Source organism: Nocardiopsis eucommiae, assembly GCF_965344335.1.
GTDB classification, from domain to species: Bacteria; Actinomycetota; Actinomycetes; order Streptosporangiales; family Streptosporangiaceae; genus Nocardiopsis; species Nocardiopsis eucommiae.
Genome location: NZ_CBDRIY010000003.1, coordinates 181,936 through 203,733, shown reverse-complemented (window position 1 = coordinate 203,733; position 21,798 = coordinate 181,936). Strand labels below are relative to the sequence as shown.

Sequence of the window (21,798 nt, the reverse complement as noted above, 5' to 3'; positions counted from 1 at the left end):
GCCCCGGGCACGGCCTTCCCCGGGGCCGTTCCCGGCCCGGGGACACCGAGGGGACCCGGACGCCGGGAGACCCCGTGTGACGTCCGGGAACCGAAGAACGACCCGAAGGAAAACACTGCTCATGCGACTCGTGGTGGGCCGGATCGGCCGAGCGCACGGTATCCGCGGCGACGTCGCCGTCGACGTGCGCACCGACGACCCCGACGCCCGGTTCGCCGTCGGCGCCGTCCTCCAGACCGACCCCGCCGCGACCGGTCCGCTGAAGGTGGCCTCGACGCGCCGCCACAGCGGCAGGATGCTCGTCCGCTTCGAGGGAACGGCCGACCGCGACGCCGCCGAGACGCTGCGCGGCACCCTCCTCATGGTGGACTCCGAGGACATCGCCCCCCTGGACGACCCCGACGAGTTCCACGACCACGAACTGATCGGCCTGACCGCCGTCACCACCGAGGGCGCGACCGTGGGCGAGGTCGAGGACGTCCTCCACCACGCGCAGGACGTCCTGGTCATCACCGCCGAGACCGGGGGCCACGAGATCCTGGTGCCGTTCGTCGCCCCGCTGGTCCCCGAGGTCGACGTCGCGGGCGGCCGGATCGTGCTCGACCCGCCGCCCGGCCTGCTCGACCTCCAGAACACCGACTGAACGAGTACGCAGTGCGCATCGACATCATCAGCATCTTCCCCGACTACTTCGCTCCGCTGGAGCTCTCGCTGATCGGTAAGGCGCGCGAGGCCGGTCTGCTGGACGTGCACGTCCACGACCTGCGCGACTGGACCCACGACCGGCACAACACCGTCGACGACACCCCCTACGGCGGCGGTCCCGGCATGGTGATGAAGCCCGAGCCGTGGGGCGAGGCCCTGGACGCCGTCGTGGCGGAGCGGCCCGCGCGGCTGGTCCTGCCGACCCCCAGCGGACGCCCCTTCACCCAGGCCGACGCCGAGCGGCTCGCGGGCGAGGAGCACCTGGTGTTCGGATGCGGCCGGTACGAGGGCATCGACTCCCGGGTGGCCGTGGACGCCGCCCAGCGGATGCCGGTCGAGGAGGTCAGCATCGGTGACTACGTCCTCAACGGGGGCGAGTCGGCCACGCTGGTGATGGTGGAGGCCATCACCCGGCTGCTACCCGGTGTGCTCGGCAACCGGGAGTCGCACGTCCAGGACTCCTTCGCCTCCGGTGGGATGGAACACCTGGTGGAGGGGCCGGTGTACACCAAGCCCGGCACGTGGCGGGGCCAGGAGGTCCCCCCGGTGCTGCTCTCCGGCAACCACGGGGCGGTGGACCGCTGGCGCCGCGACCAGGCGCTGCGCAAGACCGCCCGCAACCGGCCGGACCTGGTCGCCGCCACCCCCGCCGACGGCCTCGACAAGCGGGACCGCGAGGTCCTGGCCGAGGTGGCCGACCCCGCCGACGGAGCCGAGTGTGGTGAACGGCCGGTTCGGGACGGCCGGGATCATGTGGCAAACTAGGTGAGTTCCCCCCTGGTGACCCCCAGGCATCCGCATGCCGGCGGTACGACGTCGGCCTCTGTGTCGGTCACCGGGTGGTTCGACTGGTCAGACCCAACAGGGCCTCGCCCGCGCACCCCCTCCCCGGAACAGCCGGGGGGCAGGACGCGGCGCGCTATTGATGAGGATTCGCGAGATGCACACCGCCATTCAGGAGCTTGAGAAGGCTCAGCTTCGCACCGACGTTCCGGAGTTCCGCCCCGGCGACACCCTGAACGTCCACGTCCGCGTGACCGAGGGCACCCGCACCCGTGTCCAGGTCTTCAAGGGCGTCGTCATCCGTCGTCAGGGCTCGGGCAACCGTGAGACCTTCACCATCCGCAAGGTGAGCTACGGCGTGGGCGTGGAGCGTACGTTCCCGATCCACACCCCGGCCGTCGAGAAGTACGAGGTCGCCGCCCGCGGTCGCGTGCGTCGCGCCAAGCTGTACTACCTCCGCGACCTGCGCGGCAAGGCCGCCCGCATCCGCGAGCGCCGCGAGCCCGTCACCAAGTAGGTCCTGGCTGATCCGGCCGGAACCACGCCGCCCCACCGGGCGGCAGGATAGGCTTTCGGCCGATGAGCAAAGACGAGAGGGACCTCGGCTCGGACGCGGTCCCGGACGAGGATTCCGCCCGGCCCGGCCCGGAGGAGCACAGCTCCGCCACTGGCTCCCAGACGCATGAGCGCCTGGGAGCCAGTGGTGTATCCGACGCCGCTGGCCAGGGAGCGGAGGAGAGAGCTGACGCCGACATGAGCCAGTCCCAGAGCAGTGCGAAGAAGGGGTCGTTCTGGAAGGAACTCCCCATCCTGGTCGTGATCGCCCTCGTGCTGGCGTTCGTGATCAGGACCTGGGTGATGCAGGCGTTCTACATCCCCTCGTCGTCGATGGAGAACACCCTGCTCGTGGGTGACCGGGTCCTCGTGAACAAGGTGGTGTACGAGATCCGCGACATCGAGCGCGGAGAGGTCATCGTGTTCAACGGCGACGGGTCGTGGGACGACCCGACCGTCGTACAGCCCCCGGAGTCGACCAACCCGGTCAGTCGCGGTTTCACCTGGGTGCAGCAGCAGCTGGGCGCCGCGCCCTCGGGCAAGGAGTACATCAAGCGGGTCATCGGGCTGCCCGGCGACACCGTGGAGTGCTGCGACGAGCAGAACCGGGTCCTGGTCAACGGTGTTCCCCTGGAGGAGGACGCCTACCTCTACCCGGGCAGCGTGGAGAGCCACACCGAGTTCGGCCCCATCGAGGTGCCCGAGGGGTACCTGTGGCTGATGGGCGACCACCGGGCCATCTCCTACGACTCCCGCATGAACCAGAACAACCCCGGGGGAGGCGCCGTCCCGATCGACCACGTCGTGGGCCGGGCCTTCGTCATCATCTGGCCGTTCAGCCAGGCCGGAGGGCTGGGAGTCCCGGCGACGTTCGACGAGCTGAACGCGTCCGACGGCTGAGCCGGTGACCGGACCCGCCGAGCGGCGTCCGGGTGTCGTCGCAGGTCGCGGCGGTGTCCCGGGGGTGGGTGACCGATCCGTCGAAGGAATTCCGCTCGACGGGGCGCAAAAGCCCGTTCCGTGACGCATGATGGAACTCGGATCGTATCGGCGTTCCCCGAACACGTGGGGGCCGTCTCCGGCCGGAAGACGCCGGACGGCGGAGGTGCCCGCGTCAGGGGGACCGGCACATCATGACCGGAGAGTGCTGACGAAAGCGAGCGCGCACATGAGTTCTGAGGACCTGGAGAAGTACGAGGCCGAGATGGAGCTCCAGCTCTATCGCGAGTACCGCGACGTCGTCGGCCTGTTCGGCTACGTGGTGGAGACCGAGCGGCGTTTCTACCTCACCAACCACGTGGACCTCCAGCCCCGCTCGACGGAGAACGGGGAGATGTACTTCGAGGTCGTGATGGAGGACGCCTGGGTCTGGGACATGTACCGCCCGGCCCGGTTCGTGCGCAACGTGCGCGTGGTGACGTTCAAGGACGTGAACGTCGAGGAGATCACCAAGTCCGACCTGGAGATGCCTCCGGCGGACGGCGGCGGATCGGGGGAGTAGCCCCCGCGCGGTGTCCCCCTCCCTCCTCCGCCCCGGACGGGGTTTTCCACAGGAGGAACCAACCCCTGGCGTACCCGGCCCCGATCACGGAACGTGGTTGTGGGAGGTGGTCGCCGGTGGATCGGTGGGCCGAGTACCGAAGGAAGCTGGGACGCCGCGGCGAGGAGCTCGCCGCGGCCTACCTCGAACGCGCCGGGATACGGGTGGTGGCCCGTAACTGGCGGGCCCCGGGCGGTGCCGGGGAGATCGACATCGTGGCCCGGGACGGACCCTTCCTGGTGGTCGCGGAGGTCAAGACCCGTGGTTCGCTGCGGTACGGCCACCCGGTGGAGGCCATCAACGCCGGGAAGCGGCGCAGGCTGCGCCAGCTGGGCCGGTCCTGGGCCCGTCTGCACGGGTGCCCGCCGTGGCCGCTGCGGGTCGACGGGGTCTGCCTGCTGGTCACGGACGGGCGCGTGTTCGTCTCCCACGAACGGGGGATGGCCTGATGTCGCTCGCCCTCACCCACTGCGTCACGCTGCTGGGCGTCCAGGGACACATCGTCGAGGTGGAGGTGCACCTGGGCGGCGGGGAGCCCGGGGTGACCCTGGTGGGGCTGCCGGACGCCGCCCTGCGGGAGGCCCGGGACCGGATCCGCGCGGCGGTGGCCAACAGCTCCGAGGCCTGGCCCAGCGGGCAGATCACCATCAGCCTGTCCCCGGCCAGCCTGCCCAAGTCCGGCAGCCTCTTCGACCTGGCCATCGCGGGCGCGGTGCTGGCCGCCGCCGGTGAGGTCCCGTCGGACCGGCTGCTCGGCACCGTACTCCTCGGGGAACTCGGACTCGACGGTCGGGCCCGCCCGGTGCGCGGGGTGCTCCCCGCCATGGTGTCCGCCGCGGACCAGGGGTTCACCCGGTTCGTCGTTGCGGCGGGCAACCTGGCGGAGGCCCGGCTGGTCCCCGACGTGGCGGTCACCGCCGTGACCGACCTCGCGGAGCTGTGCGGCTGGTTGCGCGGGGAGGAGGAGCCCGAGCGGCCCCACGAGCAGCCCGCGTCGGCGGTCGCCCCGGACCGGGGGAGCCCCGACCTCGCGGACGTCCTGGGTCAGCCGGTGGCCCGCCGGGCGGTGGAGATCGCCGCGGCCGGAGGGCACAACCTGATGATGCTCGGCCCGCCCGGCACGGGGAAGAGCCTGCTCGCGGAGCGCCTGCCCACGGTGCTGCCCACCCTCTCCTCCACCGAGGCGCTGGAGGCCACCGCCATCCACTCGGTGGCCGGGCTGCTGCCTCCGGGTGCTCCGCTGGTCACCGTGCCTCCCTTCGCCGCCCCGCACCACACCTCCAGCCGGGCCTCGATCATCGGGGGCGGCCACGGCAACCCGCAGCCGGGCTGGGTCTCCAAGGCACACCACGGGATCCTTTTCGTGGACGAGGCCCCGCAGTTCGGGCGCGGAGTGCTGGACTCGCTGCGCGAACCCCTGGAACGCGGAGAGGTGGTGATCGCCCGCTCGACCTCCACGGTGGCCTTTCCCGCCCGCTTCCAGCTGGTGATGGCGGCCAACCCGTGCCCCTGCGCGAAACCGGGCAGCCTCTGTACCTGCCCCTCCGGTGAGCGGCGGCGCTACCTCTCCCGGCTGTCCGGACCACTGCTGGACCGGATCGACCTCAAGGTGGAGCTCCAGCCCGTGGCGCGGGCCGAACTCCTGGCCGACCGGGCCTTCGCGGAGTCCTCCGCGACCGTCGCCGCACGGGTGGCGGGAGCCCGGGAGCGGGCCCGGGAACGGTTGGCGGGCACCCCGTGGCGGACCAACGCGGTCATTCCCGGAGCGCGTCTGCGCCGGGACTTCCCGGTGGAACCGGCGGGCCTGCGGGTCCTCGGCCGGGCGATGGACGCCGGACAGATCAGCGCCCGGGGCGTGGACCGCGCCCTGCGGGTGGCCTGGACACTGGCCGACCTCGCGGGGCGGGACCGCCCCACCGAGGAGGAGACCTCCTACGCCTTCGCCCTGTGGGCCGGAAGGGCGTGGTGAGGGTGGGCGACCACGACGAGGCACGCGCACGGGTCGGTCTGACGGCGGTGGCGCCGCCCAGCCACCGCTGGCTGGGGCCGCTGGTGAACGAGCACGGGGCCGCCCCGGTCTGGGACGCCCTGCTGTCGGGGAAGCCGCCCCCGGGGAGCCCGCCCTCGGCCCAGGCGGTCCGGAGCTGGCGGGGCTGGTCGGAGGGGTCCCGGAGGGTGGACCCGGACCGGTTGCTGGACTCCTCGGCGGAACTCGGGGTCCGGTTCGTCGCCCCGGGAGATCCGGAGTGGCCGGGGCGCCTCGACGAGCTGCCCGTCTGCTACGGGCTGTGGGTGCGGGGTATGGGCGACCTGCGCAACCTGTGCCTGCGGTCGGTGTCGGTGGTGGGCGCCCGGTCCGCCACCCCCTACGGGACGCACGTGGCCGCCGAGCTCTCCTGCGAGCTGGCCGACCGCTCCTTCTCCGTGGTCTCCGGGGGCGCCTACGGGGTGGACGGCGCCGCGCACCGGGCGGCCCTCACCACGGGGAGCACCGTGGTGGTCCTGGCCTGCGGTCTGGACACGGACTACCCGCGCGGTCACGCGGGGCTGTTCGCGGACGTGGCGCGTACGGGGGTGCTGGTCAGCGAGTGGCCGGTCGGCCGCACTCCGCGTACCCCGGACTTCCTGGTGCGCAACCGGCTGATCGCCGCGCTCACCCCCGGCACGGTGGTGGTGGAGGCGGGGGCCCGCAGCGGGGCCCTGAACACCGCCGCCCACGCCACCGACCTCCACCGGGTGCTCATGGCCGTCCCGGGTCCGGTGACCTCCGCGATGTCGGTGGGCTGTCACCGTCTGCTCCGGGAGGGCCGCGCGAACTGCGTGACCAGGGCGGACGACGTGGTGGAGCTGATCGTGCCGCTGGGGGAGGCCGTCCCCGGGCAGGCGGGGCCCCTGGTGCCCGAGGCCGAACTGGACCGGGAGACCGCCCGGGTGCTCTCGGCGGTCACCCGCCGTGGTGTGGGAACCGCCGTGGTGGCCACGAACAGCACCGGGAACCTGGAGCACACGATCCGTGCCCTGGGGATGCTGGCGGCGGCGGGGCTGGTGGAGCGCTGTGAGGCGGGCTGGCGTCTGCCCTGGCCCCGGCGGCGACCCGGGCCGCGGTCGCACCCCCCGCGGCCGTGCGGGTAGTGGGCGCCGCACCGAGCTGCGGGGGCGGTAAAACGCGATGTAGTCGAGATGTAACTGCGATTGGCCACAGTGGTGGGTGTCGATTATTCGACGCGTTGTCAAACCTTGGACGAAGAAAGGAGTGAGATCGTATGTCTATCGAGTCCGGTCACCTCTCGGCAAGCCTCGGAGACCTTCCGGTCGAGGAATTCAGTTCGAGTGGTGAGGGTGTCGTCGGCTTCGGTTCCCACCAGCCCGGCGGTATCGAGTCCCTCGGTTCCTCGCTGGCCATGATGGAGATCGGTGCCTCCGGCGGTGGCGAGTGCTGCAGCTGCTGCAGCTGCTGCCCGTGCTGCTGCTGCAGCTGAGTCGGTGACCTGCCCGGTCGGCCCGCCTGCGGGCGGCCGGCCGGACCACCGGAACCCGGGGTGCGCGGGCCGGTCGGACGACGGTTCACGACCGGCCCGACGCCCGATCCCCGGAACGTTTCACCTTTCCTGGGAGTTCCCGGGTCCGTGAATGCATTTGGGTGCAAACCTGCTGTAGGTGCGCTGTAAGCACCGGCGGGGATGATGGTGCGACGCCGGGGCGGAAGTGCCTCGGCGTTACTACGAAGAAGGAGAGGAGGTTCCCATGTCGATGAAGGCTGACCAGATTTCCGCTGGTCTCGGAGACCTTCCGGTCGAGGAATTCAGCACCAGCAGTGAGGGTGTTCTCGGCTTCGGTTCGGACCAGCCCGGTGGTATCGAGTCCCTCGGTTCCACGCTGGCCATGATGGAGATCGGCGCGTCTGGCAGTGGCGGCGGCTGCTGCAGCTGCTGTAGCTGCTGCCCCTGCTGCTGCTGCAGCTGATCCGGCGGGGCGGGCCCGGCGCGGTGACCGTGCCGGGGCCGTCCCCTCGTAACGGTGAGAGAGAAGAGAGGGGCGCGGATGCGACCGAAACTCCGGCCAGATGTCTACTACGTCCCGACCGCGGACGGGGCCTTCATCATCGACAGCGCGCGGTCGGTGACGCTGCGCGGTGGATCGATCTATCAGTGGGTGGAACTGCTCGCGCCGAGCCTGGACGGCTCCGTTCCGCTTGAGGACCTGACCTCGGGGTTGTCGCCCGCCCACCAGAAGATGGCCACCGACCTGGTGGGGCTGCTCGAACGCAACGGGTTCGTCCGCGACGTCAGTGAGGACCTGCCGCACTCGCTGACCGACGCGGAGCTCCGGCGCTACCAGGCGGAGATCGCCTACGTCGACTTCCGGTGCGACTCCGGACCGGCCCGGTTCCAGACCTGGCGTGGCACCCGCATGGTGATCGTGGGCGAGGCCCCGCTGGCGGACTCCGCCGCGCGAGCAGCCTGGCACCTGGGCTGTGCCCGCGTGGAGGTCGTCGACCCCTCGGGTGACGCCGACGCCCGCGCCGCGCGCACCGCCGACCTCGCCGCGGCGAAGGAGGAGGACCCGGCCCTCGAACTCGTCGAGACCCCGGCCGCCGACCTCGCCGCGAGCGTGTCCGCCGCCGACTTCGTGGTCGTGCTGACCGAGGACCCGGCGCTGATCGACTCCGTCGAGGAGGCCTGCACGGCGCCGCTGCTGCCGGTCCTGGTGACCCGTGACGCGGCCTGGGTGGGACCGATCCCGGGCGGCGCCGCCGACTGGGCGGACGCCAAGGCGCGCCTGACCGACACCGGCACCCTGCCCGTCGGCCCCTCGACCTGGCTGCGCGGTCCCGCCGTGGGCGTGCCCGCCAACACCGCGCTCTTCGCGGCCTTCCGGGCCGTGACCGGTGCCTACCCCGCACCGGTCTCCGGTGAGGTGGAACGCATCGACCTGGAGACCCTGGAGTCCCAGACCGGGCGCGTACTGCCGGTCGGCGGGGGCAGCGAACCCGCCGCCGACCCGGGGTCCGAGATCGACAGCGAGGCGTTCTCCCTCGCCGCGGCCGAGCTGTTCGACCCGCTCACCGGCCCCCTGCTGGAGATCGAGGAGCACCCGGAGCAGCTGCCGCTGCGCGTCGCCGTGGCCCGCCTGGCCAAGGACGGCGCGACCAGCGACGTCCTCGGCGTGGCCGACGCCTTCGTCGAGGCACGCCACGGCGCCACGTTGGCGGCGCTCGGCCGCCTGGCCGCCGCCCGTGCGGCGAGCGGTCCCGCCCACGACCTCGTCAGCGGTGAGCCCGGCCCGGTGGTCGCACCGGTGGGTATCACGGACGCCCACGTCCCGGGTGTCGGAGCGGCGCTGGACCGTGAGTCCGCGCTCTCCCAGGCGGTGCTGGACTACGCCGCCGAGCGGGCTGTGCCCGTTCCGCAGCGGGCCCCGCTGATCGACCGGGCCGACCTCCCCGAGCTCGTCGGGGAGCAGCTGAACCGCCTGGAACTGCTCGTCGGGTCGAGTGCCCGCCTCTTCCAGCTGGACGCCGAGCTGCCCACCGTCCTCGTCGCCACCGACTCCGAGCCGCTGGCCCGGGCCTCCGGCCGTGACCTGGCGTCCGCCGCCTCGTCGGCGGTCATCCGCGCCACGACCTCCGCGCAGTGCGGGCAGGACCCCGTGACGATGCCTCCGCGACCGGACCGCGTACCCGAACCCGAGGGTTCGGCCGCTCCGCTGACGGGCCACCTGTTGACGTCCGAGGACGCGGTCAAGCTGCTGGCCGCGCGCGGGCACCGGCTCGGGGTCGTGGAACTGGACGGCGAGCCCGCGCTGCGCACGGCCACGCCGCACCTGCTCAGGGTGGTGGAGCTGTGACCGAGTCGCTGACGACCACGCCCACCGTGGTGGGCACCGGAGCGCTGGCCGAGGCCCTCAGGGCCGTGGTCCCCCCGGAGTACACGGTGCTGGTCGGTGAGGACGGTGTCCTCCCCGAGATCCCCGCCGGAAGCGGGCCGGTGCTGCCCGTGCTCGCGCGACGGGACCGGCTCTACATCGGTCCCGTGGTGCGGGAGGACGTCCCCGGTTGCCCCGAGTGCCTGGAGTCGCGCCTGCTGCTGGCCCGGGAGTTCCCGGAGCCGATGGCCGAGATCGACCGCCGTGACCCGGAGCGGCTGCGCCGGTGGGCGCCGCCCGCGCTGACCCACCTGCACGCCGAGTTCGCCGCCGAGGTCGCTGGCCGTCTGGTCGAGCTGGACCGGGACCAGGACACGTCCGAGCGGCGTTCGGTCATGGTGGTGCGGCTGATCGGCCTCGGTGTGCGGCGCGCGGTGCTCCTGCCCGACCCGCTGTGCGCCGTGTGCGGTGCGCTGCCCGAGGACAACCCCGAGGACACCGAGACGCTCGTGCCGAGCGCCTCGTTGTCCCACAAGCCCGGTTCGATGCGGACCAAGTCCCTGGTGGACGACGCGTCGTTCCTCCCCACCTACGTGGACCGGGACGTCGGCCTCGTCCGCACCCTCTTCAAGTACGGCGGCGGCGTGTTCCCGAACATGACCGCGCCGCTGGGCCTGCGGAACTCGACCGACATCGAGCAGGGCATCGGCCGCACCCCCTCCTACCGGGAGTCGGGTACCGCCGCCGTCGCGGAGGCGGTCGAGCGCTGGGGCGGGATGAGCCCGTCCGGCCACCGCAGTGTGGTCACGGGCGCCTACAAGGACCTGCCCGAGGCCCTCGACCTGCGTCGGCTCGGTCTGCACGACGAGCACCGCTACGACGAGGAGGGGTTCCCGTGCCAGCGGTGGACCGAGGAGTCGGAGCTGGACTGGGTCTGGGGCCGTTCCCTCACGCGTGACGCACCGGTCCTCGTGCCGGAGACCTACGCCTACTACCGCACCCGGCTGGTCCGCCCGGACCGCCCCCGGTTCCTGTACGAGGTGTCCAACGGCTGCGCCGTCGGCGGCTCGATGCCGGAGACGATCCTGCACGGGCTGATGGAGGTCATCGAGCGCGACGCGTTCCTGATGACCTGGTACTCGCGCCGCACCCCGGCCGAGATCGACCTCAGCACCGCCAAGGGGCCCACGGTGCCGCTCCTGCTGGAGCGCATCGAGCGGCTGACCGGATACACGGCGCACGCCTGGGACACCACCACCGAGCACGGAATCCCCAGCGTGTGGGTGGGCGTCGTCGACGAGCAGGAGCGGGACGGCTACGCCCGCTTCCTGTGCGCGGCCGCCTCCCACTTCGACATGGAGGACGCTGTGGCCGCCGGGCTCCTGGAGCTGGCGCCGATCATCGCCCAGCACCAGGACGAGCCCGCCGACGTGCAGGACCTCGCCCGGCGCATGGTCGACGACCCCGACCTGTGCACGTCGATGCTGCACCACAGCCAGCTCAACGGCAGGCCCGAGGCCCAGGACCGGCTCGCGTTCCTGTTCGACGGTCCCAAGCGGGAGATGGCCCCGCCCGACCCGCGGCTGCACGCCGACGGGCCGACCGACCTGGAGGCGCTGCTCAACGACACCGTGGAGCGGCTCCGACAGCACGGTCTGGAGGTGCTGGTGGTCGACCAGACCACCCCCGAGCACCGTGCGGGCGGTCTGTTCTGCGTGAAGGTGATCGTTCCTGGGATGCTGCCGATGACCTTCGGCAACAGGTTCCGTCGTGTGCGCGGCCTGGACCGGGTGTTCGCGGCGGCGGCGGAGCAGGGCTTCGACGACGTGAACCCCGACCCGCACCCGTTCCCATGACGGACACGGACCCGAACACGACGGCGGTACCCGTGACCGGCGACGATGACGCGACCCTGGTGCGGGAGTACCTGTACGACGTGCACTACCGGTGGCAGGCGATCCACGCGGAGGGGCAGGGCGGGCTCGACGACCCCGCCCGCCCCCCGCTGTTCACCCGCCCGGCCGTGCCCCGGCGCAGGTTCGGACTCCCCTCCGGTCCGCGTCACCGGATCGGTCCGCTCGGGGCCGCGCTCCGGGACGAGCACACGCGTCCCGGAGCCGGCCCCGGCCGGTCCGGCCCCGACCACGGGTCGGACCTGGAGCGGCTCGGCGAGCTCCTCTTCTACGGGTACGGCTTCTCCCGGATGGACATCGGCCCGCAGGTGGAGTGGCCGTGGCACCGCACGGTGGCCTCGGCCCGCTGCTTCTACCCGGTCGAGTTGGCGGTGTGGTCGGACGCGGCGCCCGAAGGCGTCCACCGCTACGACCCGGCCCACCACGAGCTCTCCGAGCTGCGCGACGACGTCGGGCTGTCCGAACTGGCCGCCGCGTCGGCGGCTGAGCTCGACGGCGCGCGCACCGTCCTGATCGTCACAGCCCGGCTGGGCAAGACCGCCTTCCGGTACCGGAACTACGCCTACCGGCTGGCCACCCAGGAGGCCGGGCTGGTTCTCGGCAACCTCCAGGTGGTGGCCTCCGCCCTGGGCCTGGGCGGCCATGCGCGGCTCCGGTTCCTCGACGAGGCCGTGGCCCGGCTGCTCGCGCTGCCGGACGACGACTCGGAGTCGGTGCTGGCGCTCCTGCCCCTCTGGGACGGCGCGGACGTGCCGACGGAGCCCGGCCACCGCACGGCCGCACCGGTGCCGCCGAGGCGGACCGTGGTTCCCGTGGCGGGCGGCAACGGCATCGAGCCCGCGCTCAGCCACCGGACCCTGGCCGTGGAGCGCGCCTCACGGCTGAACGACCCGGCCGAACTGGAACCGGTGAAGGCCCTGGCCAGCACCCCGCTGGTCGGCGCCGAACCCGCGGCCCCGGGCTCGGGATCCGATCTGCCGCTGGCGTCGTCCCGGCGGGAGAGCGGTACGGACACGGGGACGGCGGTGGTCCGCCGCGACTCCGGGCCGGACGTGTTCCTGCCCACCGCGAAGCCGGTGTCGCTGGGGGTCGTGGCCGACCTCCTGCTCGACGCGGTCCGGCCGACCGCCGACGACCTCTGGCACGAGACGGCGCCGCCCGAGGTGGGGGTGCACGTGATCGCGGGCGCGGTCACGGACCTGCCGCAGGGGCACCACCGCCTCGTGGACGGTGCGCTGCGCACCGTGAGCCACGGCGACCTGCGCCCCCCGTTCCAGGCCATGGACGTGTGGCGGACGGAGATCAACGCGCGGACCGCGCCGCTGATGGTGGTCGTCACCGCCGACACGGAGCGGCTGCTCGAACACCACCCGAGGCGTGCCTTCCGCGCGACCCAGCTGCTCACCGGAGTGGTGACGCAGCGCATCTCCCTGGCCGCGGCCGCGCACGGGCTCTCCGCCCGGGTGACCAACAGCTACGACGCCGACGAGTGCGCCCGCCTGCTGGGCCTCGACGGTGAACGGGAGATTCCGGTGTTTCTTCTGGTACTGGGTGAGCCCAACGCGCCCTGGCACCTGGGGACGAGGGTGCGGCCTTGATCGTCGCACGTGTAGCGGGGCTGCCCAGTGGCGGCGCACGGGTCGGAGAGCTCTCCGGGACCGCCCGCCGCCTCGGTGCCCTCGACGCGTTCCGGGAGGACCTCGACCGCAGGGGTGGTGAGCTGGCGGACCTCATCCACACGGCGGTGGGCGGATGCGAGGACCGCGCCGTCCGCCGCGCGCTGCTGGCCTGCCGTCGGGCCGTCCACAACGGACGGCCCCCCAAGGCGTTGTCGGGGGAGGCGCTGGCACGGCTGTCGGCGTCCGCCCGCGAACTCCACGCCCGGCTGGTCGCCGACCACGAGGCGCTGGACCGGGGCTGGGAGGAGGCCCGCGAGGCCTTCCGTGCCGAGACGTCGGCCGCCGAACGGCGCCTGGCCGACCTCGTCCTGGACGAGGACTTCCGGCGCGCCCTCGCGATGTCCAGTGACGCCCTGTTCCCCGACGTCGAGGCCTGGCTCTCCGGGCCGCCGGGTGCCCCCGAGCACCTCAACACCCGCAGGCGCGTGGTCAACTACGCGCTGCGGACCGCGCTGAAGACCAGTCCCTTCTCCACCCTGACCACCGCCGGACCGCTCCCCGCAGGGGACGGGCCCGCGCCGGGAGACGGGGCGGTGAAGGGGGCCGCGGAGGCGGTCCAGGTCCCGGCGCCGGACGGGTTCTCCCGCCACCTCGAACTCAACGCCGAGGTCGAGTTCCAGCTGGAGCGCCTGCTGGCGACCGCGCACGGGCCGCTGGTACTGCGGACCAACCCCACCCTGACCGTCCTGGGGGAGCGGGCCATGGTCGTGCACGCGGACGGCCGCTGTGTGGGCGTCCCCGCCCGCCCGTGGCTGCTCGCGCTCGCCCGGCGGGCCGAGGAGGGCGCCTCCCCGGCCGACCTGGCCGGTTTCCTCACGTCCGGGTTCGGTGCGTCCGCCGCCGAGGCCGAGTCCATGCTCGGACAGCTGGTCACGGCGGGGCTCCTCCAGAGTGACCTCGGTGTGCCGGACCAGGTCCCGGACCGGCTGACCGACGTGGCCGACCGGCTCGGACTCCCCGAGGGGTCCCCGGTCAGGCGGGTCGGCGAGGCGGTGCGTGAGGTCGAGGCCGCCGACGCTCCGGGCGACCGGTGGCTGTCACTGGGGCGCCTGCGCGCGGCGGTCGGCGCGGCGCTGACCGAGGCCGGCGGAGACCCGTCCCTGATCCCGGGCAAGTACCTCTGCTACGAGGACGTCCTCCCCGGATGGTCCACCCCGCCCCGGACCCCCGACTGGTCCGCGCTCGACCGCGACCTGCACCGCGTCCGGCGCCTGGTGTCGGTGTTCGACGGTGCCCTGCCCGGCCGCCTGGCCATCGCGGAGCTGCTCGGACGCCGCTTCGGGACCGGGGCCCGCGTGGGGCTGCTGGAGGCCTGGCTGGCCTGGAACGAGGCCGCCGACCCCGGGAACACTCCGGACGGTGCCCCCGGCACCGTCGGCCTCCACGGTCTGCGCGACAACCCCTTCCACCTGGCGGACACCGGGGTGCCCAGGATCGAGGAGCTGCGCCGGTTCCAGACCGGGCTGCTCGGGCTGCTCACCCCGCCGGACGGTGGCGGCCACGCCTTCGACGCGGACACCGACGCCCTGGACCGGCTGTTGGACGCCGGGCCCGCCTGGCTGCCCGGCGACCACCCCACCACCCTGTTCCTCCAACCGCTCCCGGGCGGGTCCGTGGCCTTCAACGCGGCGGCCCCCGGGCACGAGACCGCGGGCTCGCGGGTCCGCCGCTGGTCGGAGCCGCCGGTCCCGCACGACGACGGCGACGGCCCTCTCCTCGTCGAGGTGGCGGGCCTGTTCCGCAGCTCGCTCAACCGGGTGGCGCCCTACGCCGGGCACGAACTCGTCTGGCCGGGATGCGTCCCCTCACGGCCGCCGGAGCGGCGGGTCCGCCCGGCCGACCTGGAGATCCGCCTGGACCCGGCCGGACTCCCCACCCTCTGGTGGCGGTCAGCCGACCGGGCGGTGCGGCTCGTCCACCGGGGCACCATGGGCCGCTACTGGTTCCCGCCCGTGCTGCGCTTCCTCCTCGACCTGACCACCCCCATGGCCGAGGCGTGGGCTCTCGTGGGCCGGGCCCGCGCGCTGTACACCAACCCGAAGCCGTCCGAGGTGTCGGTGCTGCCGCGTCTGAGCGTCGGCGCGGTCGTGATGGAACGCCGGAGCTGGATCGTGCCCCGCGCCGAACTGGACCTGGACGAGGGGGACGACTTCGACCGGTTCACCCGCGCGCGCCGCCGGGTCCGGGACCTGGGCCTGCCCGACGTCGTCTTCGCGCGGGCCGCCGACGTGGTCGACTCCACCGAACGGGTCATGGAGAAGGCCAAGGACCGCAAACCGCGCCCGCTGGACCTGTGCTCCTGGTGGGGGATCGAGGAGTTGGCCCGGATGTCCAGGGGACGGGACCTGCTGCTGTTCCAGGAGGCGGAGCCGAACGTGTTCGGCGCCGACCGGGTCGTGGAGTACGCCGTCGAACTACCGGGGGACCGCGCATGAGCTGGATCACGGCCCACTGCTACTACCACGAGGACCTCGCGGAGGTGGTCACCTCCGTCGTCGCGCCGACCGCGCGGACGCTGGGCGACCGCGCGCCGCGCTGGTTCTACGTCCGCTACTGGTCCGGCGGCCCGCACGTCAGGTTCCGCATGTGGGTGCCCGACCCCGCCGACCGCGCGACCGCGCACGAGGAGGTCCGGAGCCGGTTCGAGGACCTCGTGGCGCGACGCCCCTCCCGTGTGGAGGCCGACCCGGCGGACTTCCAGCGCCTCGCCGACCTCATCGGCAACCCCGGCGAGGAGGCCGGAGCCGACATCCTGCCGGACAACACCCTCACGTGGGAGTCGTACCGGCCCGAGACCGGGATGTACGGCGGCCCCGAGGCGATGGAGCACGTCGAGGAGTTCTTCACCGCCTCCAGCCGCGACGCCCTGGCCTACGTGGGCACCCCCACCGACCCGGTGGCCCGCGCCGTGTGGTGCATGGCCAGCGGTCTGGCGACGGTCGGTGACGCGGACTGGGTGAACCGGTTCGTGGACCACATGGTCGGCCGCTGGATCGGTGAACGGATCGGCGCCCAGTGGCAGCGGCTCGTCGACCAGTCCTGGCAGCGGTCCGGGGAACGGGTCCGCCACCTCGTCCGCCACGCCCTGACGGCGTCCCCGAGCGGCGGCGAGGGCGAGTGGCTGCGGGCCTGCGAACGGCTCCAGGAGGGGCTCACCGCCGTGGAGGCGCGGGGCCGGCTGGAGCCGCCCGAGGACGCGGCCCCGGACGGTCTCGCCCACCTGGACCGGGGGATGGTGACCCTGTCCGCGCTGCACATGCACAACAACCGACTCGGGGTCCACATGGAACGGGAGGCACTCGTGATGGAACTGCTCAGGTTGGCCCTGGCCGAGACCGCGTCGGTGCGGCCGTGACGGCCGCCCGACGGCTCCGGGTCGCCTACCACGACCCCGACCCCGCGCCCCTGCTGCGGGCCGGGGTGCGCCCCCTGCTCGCTGAGCTGGCCGCCGAGGGGCTGTCCGCCCACTGGGCCCGGCACTGGCGCCGGGGACCGCACCTGCGGATCATCGTGGACGCCGACGACGCCGCCTGGGAACGGATCGTGCGTCCCGCCGCGGAGCGCCACCTGGGCGCCGCCCTGGCCGCCCACCCGTCCACCACGGTGCTCGACCCCGAGGCGCTCCGGGAGACCTACCGGCAGCTGGCCGCACGCGAACGGGAGTACGGGCCGCTGGAGCCGCAGCAGCCCGACAACACCGTCGAGGAGGAGCCGCACGACCCCCGGCTGCACGTGCTCGGCACGCCCGACGCCGTGGCGCTGTTCGAGGGCTTCCACGAACGCACCGCCGACGCCGCGCTCACCATGGCCGTGGGCGAGGGGCCCTCCCTGAGCACCCACGTCGTGGACCTCATGCTGCTCATGGCACAGGAGGTGGGCGGCTACCTCGAACGCGGGTTCGTCTCCTACCGTTCCCACGCCGAGGCGCACATCATGGGCAGTCCCGACCCCGGGGCCGTCCGCGCGCTCTTCGACGAACGCTCCGCCCGGCTGCGGGAACCCCTCGTGCGGCGGGTGCGGGCCCACGCCGAGGGGGCCGCCGCGCACCTGGACGACCTCACCGCCGCCGTGGGCCGCGAACTCGTGCGGGCCGCCGACGACGCCCGGCCGCTGCTCGCGGACGGACGCCTCGACCTCGACGGTCCCGTCGCCAACGGCGGGGGCGCCGAGGGCGGCGACGCGACCGAGGAGCAGACCCGCCACAGCGCCTTCCACCAGGCGCTTCGCGGCTCCGGTGACTTCGAACGGACCCTGCGCGGGGCGGCCTGGTTCCTCCGCTACCGGGTGGCGCTGAACCTCCTGTACCTGCACCTGGCGCGGATCGGCGTGCGCCCGGTGGACCGATTCCTGTACTGCCACGTCGTCGCTGACGCGGTGGAGCAGGCCTGTGGGGTCGACGCCGTGGCGATGGTGGCCTCGGGCGCGACCGAACTCGTAGAAGGGCACTCATGAGCACGGCCGAGCGCACGACAGCGACCGACGCCGACCGGGACACCGTCCTGGCGTACCTGGCCGACCGCGAACTGCCGCAGGTGTCGGGGGCCTACCAGCTGTACCCGACGCGGGCGGGACGGCCCGGCGTGGCCGAGCACGCCCTGCCCCGCCCCGGAAGTGGCCCCGACGGGCCGGTCGACCGCATCTCCCGCATGCTGGCCACCGGCAACGGGCTCGCGCGGCACCGGTTCCTGACCGTCTCGGGGGCGAGGGCCTTCCTGCCCACCGGCGCCCCCGGATGGGGGTTCGACGAGCAGCACGTGATGACCACCCTGCTCCGGCTCGTCGCCAGCGGCGGCGCGGCCTACCCGGTGGACCTGTGGCTGCTTTCGGGCGGGGAGTCCGGGCTGCCGGTCGGCGCCCACCGCTACAACCCGGTCCACCACGGACTGACCCAGGTCACCACCGAGGACCCCCGGCCCCGGCTGGCCCGGGCCCTGGGCGGCGCGGTCTCCGACCTGACCATCGTGCTGACGACCCGGTTGGAGCGCACCACCGGCCGGTACGGCAAGTTCGCCCACCGGCTGCACCTGCTGGACACCGGCCACACGCTGGCGCAGTTGCTGATCGCCGGGCGGAGCCTCGACTGGGAGTGCACACCCCGGCTGGCCTTCGTCGACGACGAGATCGAGCACATCCTGGACCTGGGCGACGAGACCGAGATCGCCTTCGCGGTCGTCACGGTCGGGCCGACCCGCACGGTCACGCCCGCCAGCGACCCCGCCCCCGTCCGGGTGCCGCCGGTCCCGGACCGCTACCCGCAGGACGTCCTGTGCGCGGCCCGCCGGTCCGAGCCCGGGCCGGAGCTGGAGTTCGGCGAGATCACCATGCCCCGCGACCCGGAGCGGGCGATGCTGCGCCGACGCAGCCCCGTCGGCGGCTTCGTGGCGCCCCCGCCCTCCGCCGAGGACCTGGCGCCCGTGGCCGAGGCGGTCGACTCCGTGCTGGCCCCGTTGGGCGGGCACGGCAGGTTGGTCCCGCCCAAGGACCCGGCGGTGGCCACCCGGATCGGGGCTCCCGGGCACCGGCTCAACCTGTCGCTCGCCGGTGTGGTTGTCCCGGTCCTGGAGCTGTCGGAACTGGTGCGTGAGCACGGGCCCGGCGCCTTCCGGGTCGGCGCCGTGGCGATCGGCGTCTCCCTCCAGGCGGCGGCCCTCGTCGCCGCCGACCGCGGGTTCGGTACCTTCCCGCTCTGCGCCTACGACGGCCCGGGGATCGAGAGCAACCTGGGACTGCCGGACGCCTCCACGATGTGCGTGGCGCCCATCGGCGTGGCCGCCCACGTGGGCGCCTCGTTGGAGGTGCCGTTGTAGGCGGCGGCGCCGCGATACGGCCCGGTCCCGGTGGTGGGGGATGCCGTCGGGACCGGGCGCACGTGGGGCCGGGCCGGTCGGGAGGATTCCCGAACGGCCCGGCCCTCACCTGTCCGTCTCACGTGTGGGTGTCCCGTGGCCGAGAGGAAGCCTGGTGGTGACGCCAGGACTCCGTGCCCGAGGCGTCCCTTGAGGGTGGCGGCGGGAGACGGATGGGGATGCTCCGCCTAGACGCCCTCGAAGAGGGAACGCACCTGCTCCCTGGTCCTCGGCCGCAGCGGCTCGGACCAGGCACGCCAGGTCTGCTCGGTCAGCTCCTCGGCGGTGACGTCCAGGCCCAGCTCCTCGAACTCGGTGGGGAAGCCCCAGCGGCGCAGGAGGTCGCCCAGCGCGTCCGCGACCTCGACCGGGGTCACCGACGTGCCCGTCAGGCCCAGCGCCCGACCGCCCAGCTCGGCCAGCCGGTCCGCGTGCCCGGCCAGTTTGTCGCCGTCCACCACCATCCGCGCCCACCGGGTCAGCAGGACGCCGAGGGCCGGTCCCTTGCGCAGACCCTGGGCGGTGAGCGTGTTGGTCGGGTACCAGACCCAGAACGAGTGCAGGTGGCGGCCGATCTGGTGCAGCGTGAACGTGCTGACGCTGGCGGCCAGCGCGACGGTGCCGCGCGCCTCCAGGTCGTCACCGTCGGCAAGGGCCCGTTCTGCGGCCGGGATCACCGCCCTGATCTGGCCGATCGCGACCTCGTCGGGCAGGGCCGTGGTGGGCGGGTCCGACACCATGGGGACCAGGAGCCGCGCGACCGTCTCCAGGGCGCCCTCGGCGGTCAGGGCGGGCGGCAGCGACGTGTGCAGCATCGGGTCGATCACCGCGACCCTGGGGAACAGGGACCAGTGGACCAGGAAACGGCGGTCGGTCCCGTCGGCCAGGCTCGCCTTGGCGTTGACCTCGCTACCGGTCGCCGCCGTGGTGGGCACCGCCACCACGGGCAGACCGCCCCGCGTGACGGGCTCGGGCATGACGAACCCGCCGCCGGGCTTCCACCCGGTGAGCAGGCCGGGCAGGGCCACCGCCGCGGCAGCCGCCTTGGCCAGGTCCATCACGGTTCCGCCGCCGATCGCGCAGACGGAGCGGACACCCTCCGCGCGCAGGCGGTCGGCCAGCTCCACGGCCTCCTGCCGGGTGGGCGTGGAGGGGGCGCGGCGGACGATCACCTCGGGGGCGAGCCGTTCCAGCAGCGCGGCCACACCGGGTACGGAGGTCGCGGCGTACTCGTCCACCACGACCGCGACCGGGCGGCCCGTCCGCTCGATCTCCAGCGGCACGTCACGCAGACGGCCCGCGCCGAAGTCGACCCTGGTGGGCACCCACCAGTGGGGGTTGATGGTGGAACCCGTGTCGGTCATCGTGACCTCACCGCCTTCAACGCGCCGGTCAGCCGGGCCGCGATCTCGTCCACTTCGGCGTCAGTGACGACCAGTGGGGGGAACAGGAGCAGGCAACGGCGGCTCAGGTGCACCAGGAGCCCGTTGCGCTGGCACAGGTGGCTGATCATCGCCATGTCCATGGGGGAGAGCGGCGCTCGGCTCTCCTGGTCACGGACCAGTTCGACGGCCAGGGCCAGGCCCTCGCCGCGCACCTCACCGACGATGTCGAGTTCGAGGAGCGCGTCCAGGTGCTGCCGCAGCCGGGCCCCGGCCTTGGCGGAGCGCTCCACCAGGTTCTCGTCCTCCATGACGTCCAGGGTGGCGAGGGCGGCGGCGCAGGCGGCGGGGTTGCCGGACTGGGTCTCCCCGTGCGTCAGGTAGGTCCCCGAGGACTCGTAGGCCTCGAACACCTCGGCGGGGAAGAGCGTGGCCGCCAGCGGGAGGTACCCGCTGTTGATGCCCTTGGACATGGTCACCACGTCGGGCCGGACACCGGTGTGCTCGCTCGCGAACATCCTCCCGGTGCGTCCGAACCCGGTGGCCACCTCGTCGACGATCAGGTGGGCCCCCATGCGCTCGGTGGCGGCGGCGACCTCCTCCAGGAAGCCCTTCGGCGGCATCAGCACACCGCCCGAGCAGAGGACGGGTTCGACGATGACGGCGGCCACCTGGTCGCCCTCGGTGCGTTCGAGTTCGGCCAGGGCCTCGCGGCAGGTCCGCTCGTCGGGGCCCAGGCCGCGTTCGGCGGCGAAGGGGTCGGGGTAGGGGAGCAGCCGGTTCCACCGGCGGTCCACCCCGTACTCCTCCTGGTCGAGCTCCTCGCCGGTCAGGGCCATGGCACCGATCCCGGTCCCGTGCCAGGAGTGGGCGTCGAAGGAGACCACCAGGCGGCGCTCGGGCTGCCCGACCAGGCTCCGGTACCGGCGCAGCACCTTGACGGCCGCCTCGTTGGCGGAGGAGCCGGAGGAGGAGAAGTAGACGCGGTCGAAGCGCCCGGGCGCGATCTCCAGCAGTCGGGCGGCGAGGTCGCGGGCGACGTCGTGGCCGTAGCGGAACAGCGTTCCGTAGGAGAACCGGCGCAGCTGCTCGGTGACGGCGTCGACGATCCGGGGGTGGTTCCAACCGCAGGTCACGTTCCACAGGCCGGACGTGGCGGACAGGTAACTGTTCCCGGCCTCGTCCCGTACCCGGACGCCGTCGCCCTCCACGAGGGTCGTCCCGCCCCGCTCGAACATGGACATCGAGGTCATCGGCAGCCACAGGGGCGAGGCTCCCGAGGTTCCCGTCGGCGCGGGGGATCGCCCGTCAGAGTTCATCTGGCACTTTCTTGGCAGGCTTCGGTCGGCGCTGGTCCCAGCTTGGGGGAAGTCGCTTACACCTCGATTACTGTCCGGTTGCGCCGAACAGGTCTTTCGACCTACTTTCAACACGTGCTGAAGGTAACCGCCGGCAATGATTTGCCACGTGAAGTAGTGATAAAGCTGGCCCGTTCCAGACGCACGGAGTTGGGTAGAGCACTTCCCGAAC

The 21,798-nt window shown here is 73.1% G+C and carries 19 protein-coding genes; 17 read left to right on the top strand and 2 right to left on the bottom strand.

Features of this window, described 5'->3' with window-relative positions; genetic code table 11:
- Nucleotides 1-121: 121 nt before the first annotated feature.
- From rimM to ACRWK8_RS03385, 17 genes are all read left to right on the top strand, one after another.
- Nucleotides 122-643 carry a ribosome maturation factor RimM gene (gene rimM, locus ACRWK8_RS03465; RefSeq protein WP_431868269.1) on the top strand — a complete coding sequence of 174 codons (522 nt, stop codon included), beginning with the start codon at nt 122-124 and terminating at the stop codon, nt 641-643.
- An 11-nt stretch (nt 644-654) separates the two neighbouring features.
- Nucleotides 655-1,470 carry a tRNA (guanosine(37)-N1)-methyltransferase TrmD gene (gene trmD, locus ACRWK8_RS03460; protein WP_378740853.1) on the top strand — a complete coding sequence of 272 codons (816 nt, stop codon included), beginning with the start codon at nt 655-657 and terminating at the stop codon, nt 1,468-1,470.
- 175 nt (nt 1,471-1,645) lie between these two features.
- A complete protein-coding gene (gene rplS / locus ACRWK8_RS03455) occupies nt 1,646-2,005 on the top strand; it encodes a 50S ribosomal protein L19 (RefSeq protein WP_378740851.1) in 360 nt (119 codons plus the stop codon).
- Nucleotides 2,006-2,067: 62 nt separating this feature from the next.
- Nucleotides 2,068-2,943: a signal peptidase I gene (gene lepB, locus ACRWK8_RS03450; RefSeq protein WP_378740849.1), complete on the top strand. Its 876-nt coding sequence runs from the start codon at nt 2,068-2,070 to the stop codon at nt 2,941-2,943.
- A 268-nt stretch (nt 2,944-3,211) separates the two neighbouring features.
- A complete protein-coding gene (locus ACRWK8_RS03445) occupies nt 3,212-3,544 on the top strand; it encodes a DUF2469 domain-containing protein (RefSeq protein WP_378740847.1) in 333 nt (110 codons plus the stop codon).
- 116 nt (nt 3,545-3,660) lie between these two features.
- A complete protein-coding gene (locus tag ACRWK8_RS03440; protein ID WP_431868265.1) occupies nt 3,661-4,032 on the top strand; it encodes a YraN family protein in 372 nt (123 codons plus the stop codon).
- Nucleotides 4,032-5,552, top strand: coding sequence for a YifB family Mg chelatase-like AAA ATPase (locus ACRWK8_RS03435; RefSeq protein ID WP_431868263.1), 1,521 nt, complete (start codon nt 4,032-4,034; stop codon nt 5,550-5,552). The genes ACRWK8_RS03440 and ACRWK8_RS03435 overlap by 1 nt, the downstream gene beginning before the upstream one ends.
- A gap of 2 nt (nt 5,553-5,554) precedes the next feature.
- A complete protein-coding gene (dprA, locus tag ACRWK8_RS03430) occupies nt 5,555-6,715 on the top strand; it encodes a DNA-processing protein DprA (protein WP_431868261.1) in 1,161 nt (386 codons plus the stop codon).
- A 131-nt stretch (nt 6,716-6,846) separates the two neighbouring features.
- On the top strand, nt 6,847-7,062 hold the full coding sequence (locus ACRWK8_RS03425; protein ID WP_378740838.1) for a hypothetical protein: 216 nt from the start codon (nt 6,847-6,849) through the stop codon (nt 7,060-7,062).
- A 265-nt stretch (nt 7,063-7,327) separates the two neighbouring features.
- Nucleotides 7,328-7,546, top strand: coding sequence for a hypothetical protein (locus ACRWK8_RS03420; protein ID WP_017545978.1), 219 nt, complete (start codon nt 7,328-7,330; stop codon nt 7,544-7,546).
- Between the two features lie 78 nt (nt 7,547-7,624).
- Complete coding sequence (locus tag ACRWK8_RS03415) at nt 7,625-9,430, top strand: hypothetical protein (protein WP_431868258.1); 1,806 nt, start codon at nt 7,625-7,627, stop codon at nt 9,428-9,430.
- The gene (locus tag ACRWK8_RS03410) at nt 9,427-11,304 is read left to right on the top strand and encodes a TOMM precursor leader peptide-binding protein (protein ID WP_378740832.1); all 1,878 of its coding nucleotides are present in this window, start codon (nt 9,427-9,429) and stop codon (nt 11,302-11,304) included. Before ACRWK8_RS03415 ends, ACRWK8_RS03410 begins: the two co-directional genes overlap by 4 nt.
- Nucleotides 11,301-12,959 (top strand): SagB family peptide dehydrogenase, encoded by a 1,659-nt coding sequence (locus ACRWK8_RS03405; RefSeq protein ID WP_431868255.1) that lies wholly within the window; start codon nt 11,301-11,303, stop codon nt 12,957-12,959. Before ACRWK8_RS03410 ends, ACRWK8_RS03405 begins: the two co-directional genes overlap by 4 nt.
- On the top strand, nt 12,956-15,475 hold the full coding sequence (locus ACRWK8_RS03400) for a lantibiotic dehydratase (RefSeq protein WP_431868253.1): 2,520 nt from the start codon (nt 12,956-12,958) through the stop codon (nt 15,473-15,475). The genes ACRWK8_RS03405 and ACRWK8_RS03400 overlap by 4 nt, the downstream gene beginning before the upstream one ends.
- Nucleotides 15,472-16,395: a thiopeptide-type bacteriocin biosynthesis protein gene (locus tag ACRWK8_RS03395; protein WP_431868251.1), complete on the top strand. Its 924-nt coding sequence runs from the start codon at nt 15,472-15,474 to the stop codon at nt 16,393-16,395. Before ACRWK8_RS03400 ends, ACRWK8_RS03395 begins: the two co-directional genes overlap by 4 nt.
- Nucleotides 16,392-17,492, top strand: a complete 1,101-nt coding sequence (locus ACRWK8_RS03390; RefSeq protein ID WP_431868249.1) for a thiopeptide maturation pyridine synthase — start codon at nt 16,392-16,394, stop codon at nt 17,490-17,492. Before ACRWK8_RS03395 ends, ACRWK8_RS03390 begins: the two co-directional genes overlap by 4 nt.
- Nucleotides 17,489-18,847: a SagB/ThcOx family dehydrogenase gene (locus tag ACRWK8_RS03385; RefSeq protein WP_378740819.1), complete on the top strand. Its 1,359-nt coding sequence runs from the start codon at nt 17,489-17,491 to the stop codon at nt 18,845-18,847. Before ACRWK8_RS03390 ends, ACRWK8_RS03385 begins: the two co-directional genes overlap by 4 nt.
- A gap of 227 nt (nt 18,848-19,074) precedes the next feature.
- Here the strand turns inward: ACRWK8_RS03385 and ACRWK8_RS03380 are convergent, their stop codons facing one another.
- Complete coding sequence (locus ACRWK8_RS03380) at nt 19,075-20,250, bottom strand: iron-containing alcohol dehydrogenase (protein WP_378740816.1); 1,176 nt, start codon at nt 20,248-20,250, stop codon at nt 19,075-19,077.
- Complete coding sequence (locus ACRWK8_RS03375; protein ID WP_378740814.1) at nt 20,247-21,587, bottom strand: aminotransferase family protein; 1,341 nt, start codon at nt 21,585-21,587, stop codon at nt 20,247-20,249. The genes ACRWK8_RS03380 and ACRWK8_RS03375 overlap by 4 nt, the downstream gene beginning before the upstream one ends.
- Nucleotides 21,588-21,798 lie beyond the last annotated feature (211 nt).

Bases quoted from the DNA above. Each gene is read 5' to 3' on its own strand.
- ACRWK8_RS03375 (WP_378740814.1), bottom strand. From the start codon at position 21,587: ATGAACTCTGACGGGCGATCCCCCGCGCCGACGGGAACCTCGGGAGCC.
- ACRWK8_RS03380 (WP_378740816.1), bottom strand. From the start codon at position 20,250: ATGACCGACACGGGTTCCACCATCAACCCCCACTGGTGGGTGCCCACC.
- ACRWK8_RS03425 (WP_378740838.1), top strand. From the start codon at position 6,847: ATGTCTATCGAGTCCGGTCACCTCTCGGCAAGCCTCGGAGACCTTCCG.
- ACRWK8_RS03415 (WP_431868258.1), top strand. From the start codon at position 7,625: ATGCGACCGAAACTCCGGCCAGATGTCTACTACGTCCCGACCGCGGAC.
- rimM (WP_431868269.1), top strand. From the start codon at position 122: ATGCGACTCGTGGTGGGCCGGATCGGCCGAGCGCACGGTATCCGCGGC.
- ACRWK8_RS03385 (WP_378740819.1), top strand. From the start codon at position 17,489: ATGAGCACGGCCGAGCGCACGACAGCGACCGACGCCGACCGGGACACC.
- ACRWK8_RS03445 (WP_378740847.1), top strand. From the start codon at position 3,212: ATGAGTTCTGAGGACCTGGAGAAGTACGAGGCCGAGATGGAGCTCCAG.
- ACRWK8_RS03420 (WP_017545978.1), top strand. From the start codon at position 7,328: ATGTCGATGAAGGCTGACCAGATTTCCGCTGGTCTCGGAGACCTTCCG.
- ACRWK8_RS03435 (WP_431868263.1), top strand. From the start codon at position 4,032: ATGTCGCTCGCCCTCACCCACTGCGTCACGCTGCTGGGCGTCCAGGGA.
- ACRWK8_RS03395 (WP_431868251.1), top strand. From the start codon at position 15,472: ATGAGCTGGATCACGGCCCACTGCTACTACCACGAGGACCTCGCGGAG.
- lepB (WP_378740849.1), top strand. From the start codon at position 2,068: ATGAGCAAAGACGAGAGGGACCTCGGCTCGGACGCGGTCCCGGACGAG.
- rplS (WP_378740851.1), top strand. From the start codon at position 1,646: ATGCACACCGCCATTCAGGAGCTTGAGAAGGCTCAGCTTCGCACCGAC.
- ACRWK8_RS03405 (WP_431868255.1), top strand. From the start codon at position 11,301: ATGACGGACACGGACCCGAACACGACGGCGGTACCCGTGACCGGCGAC.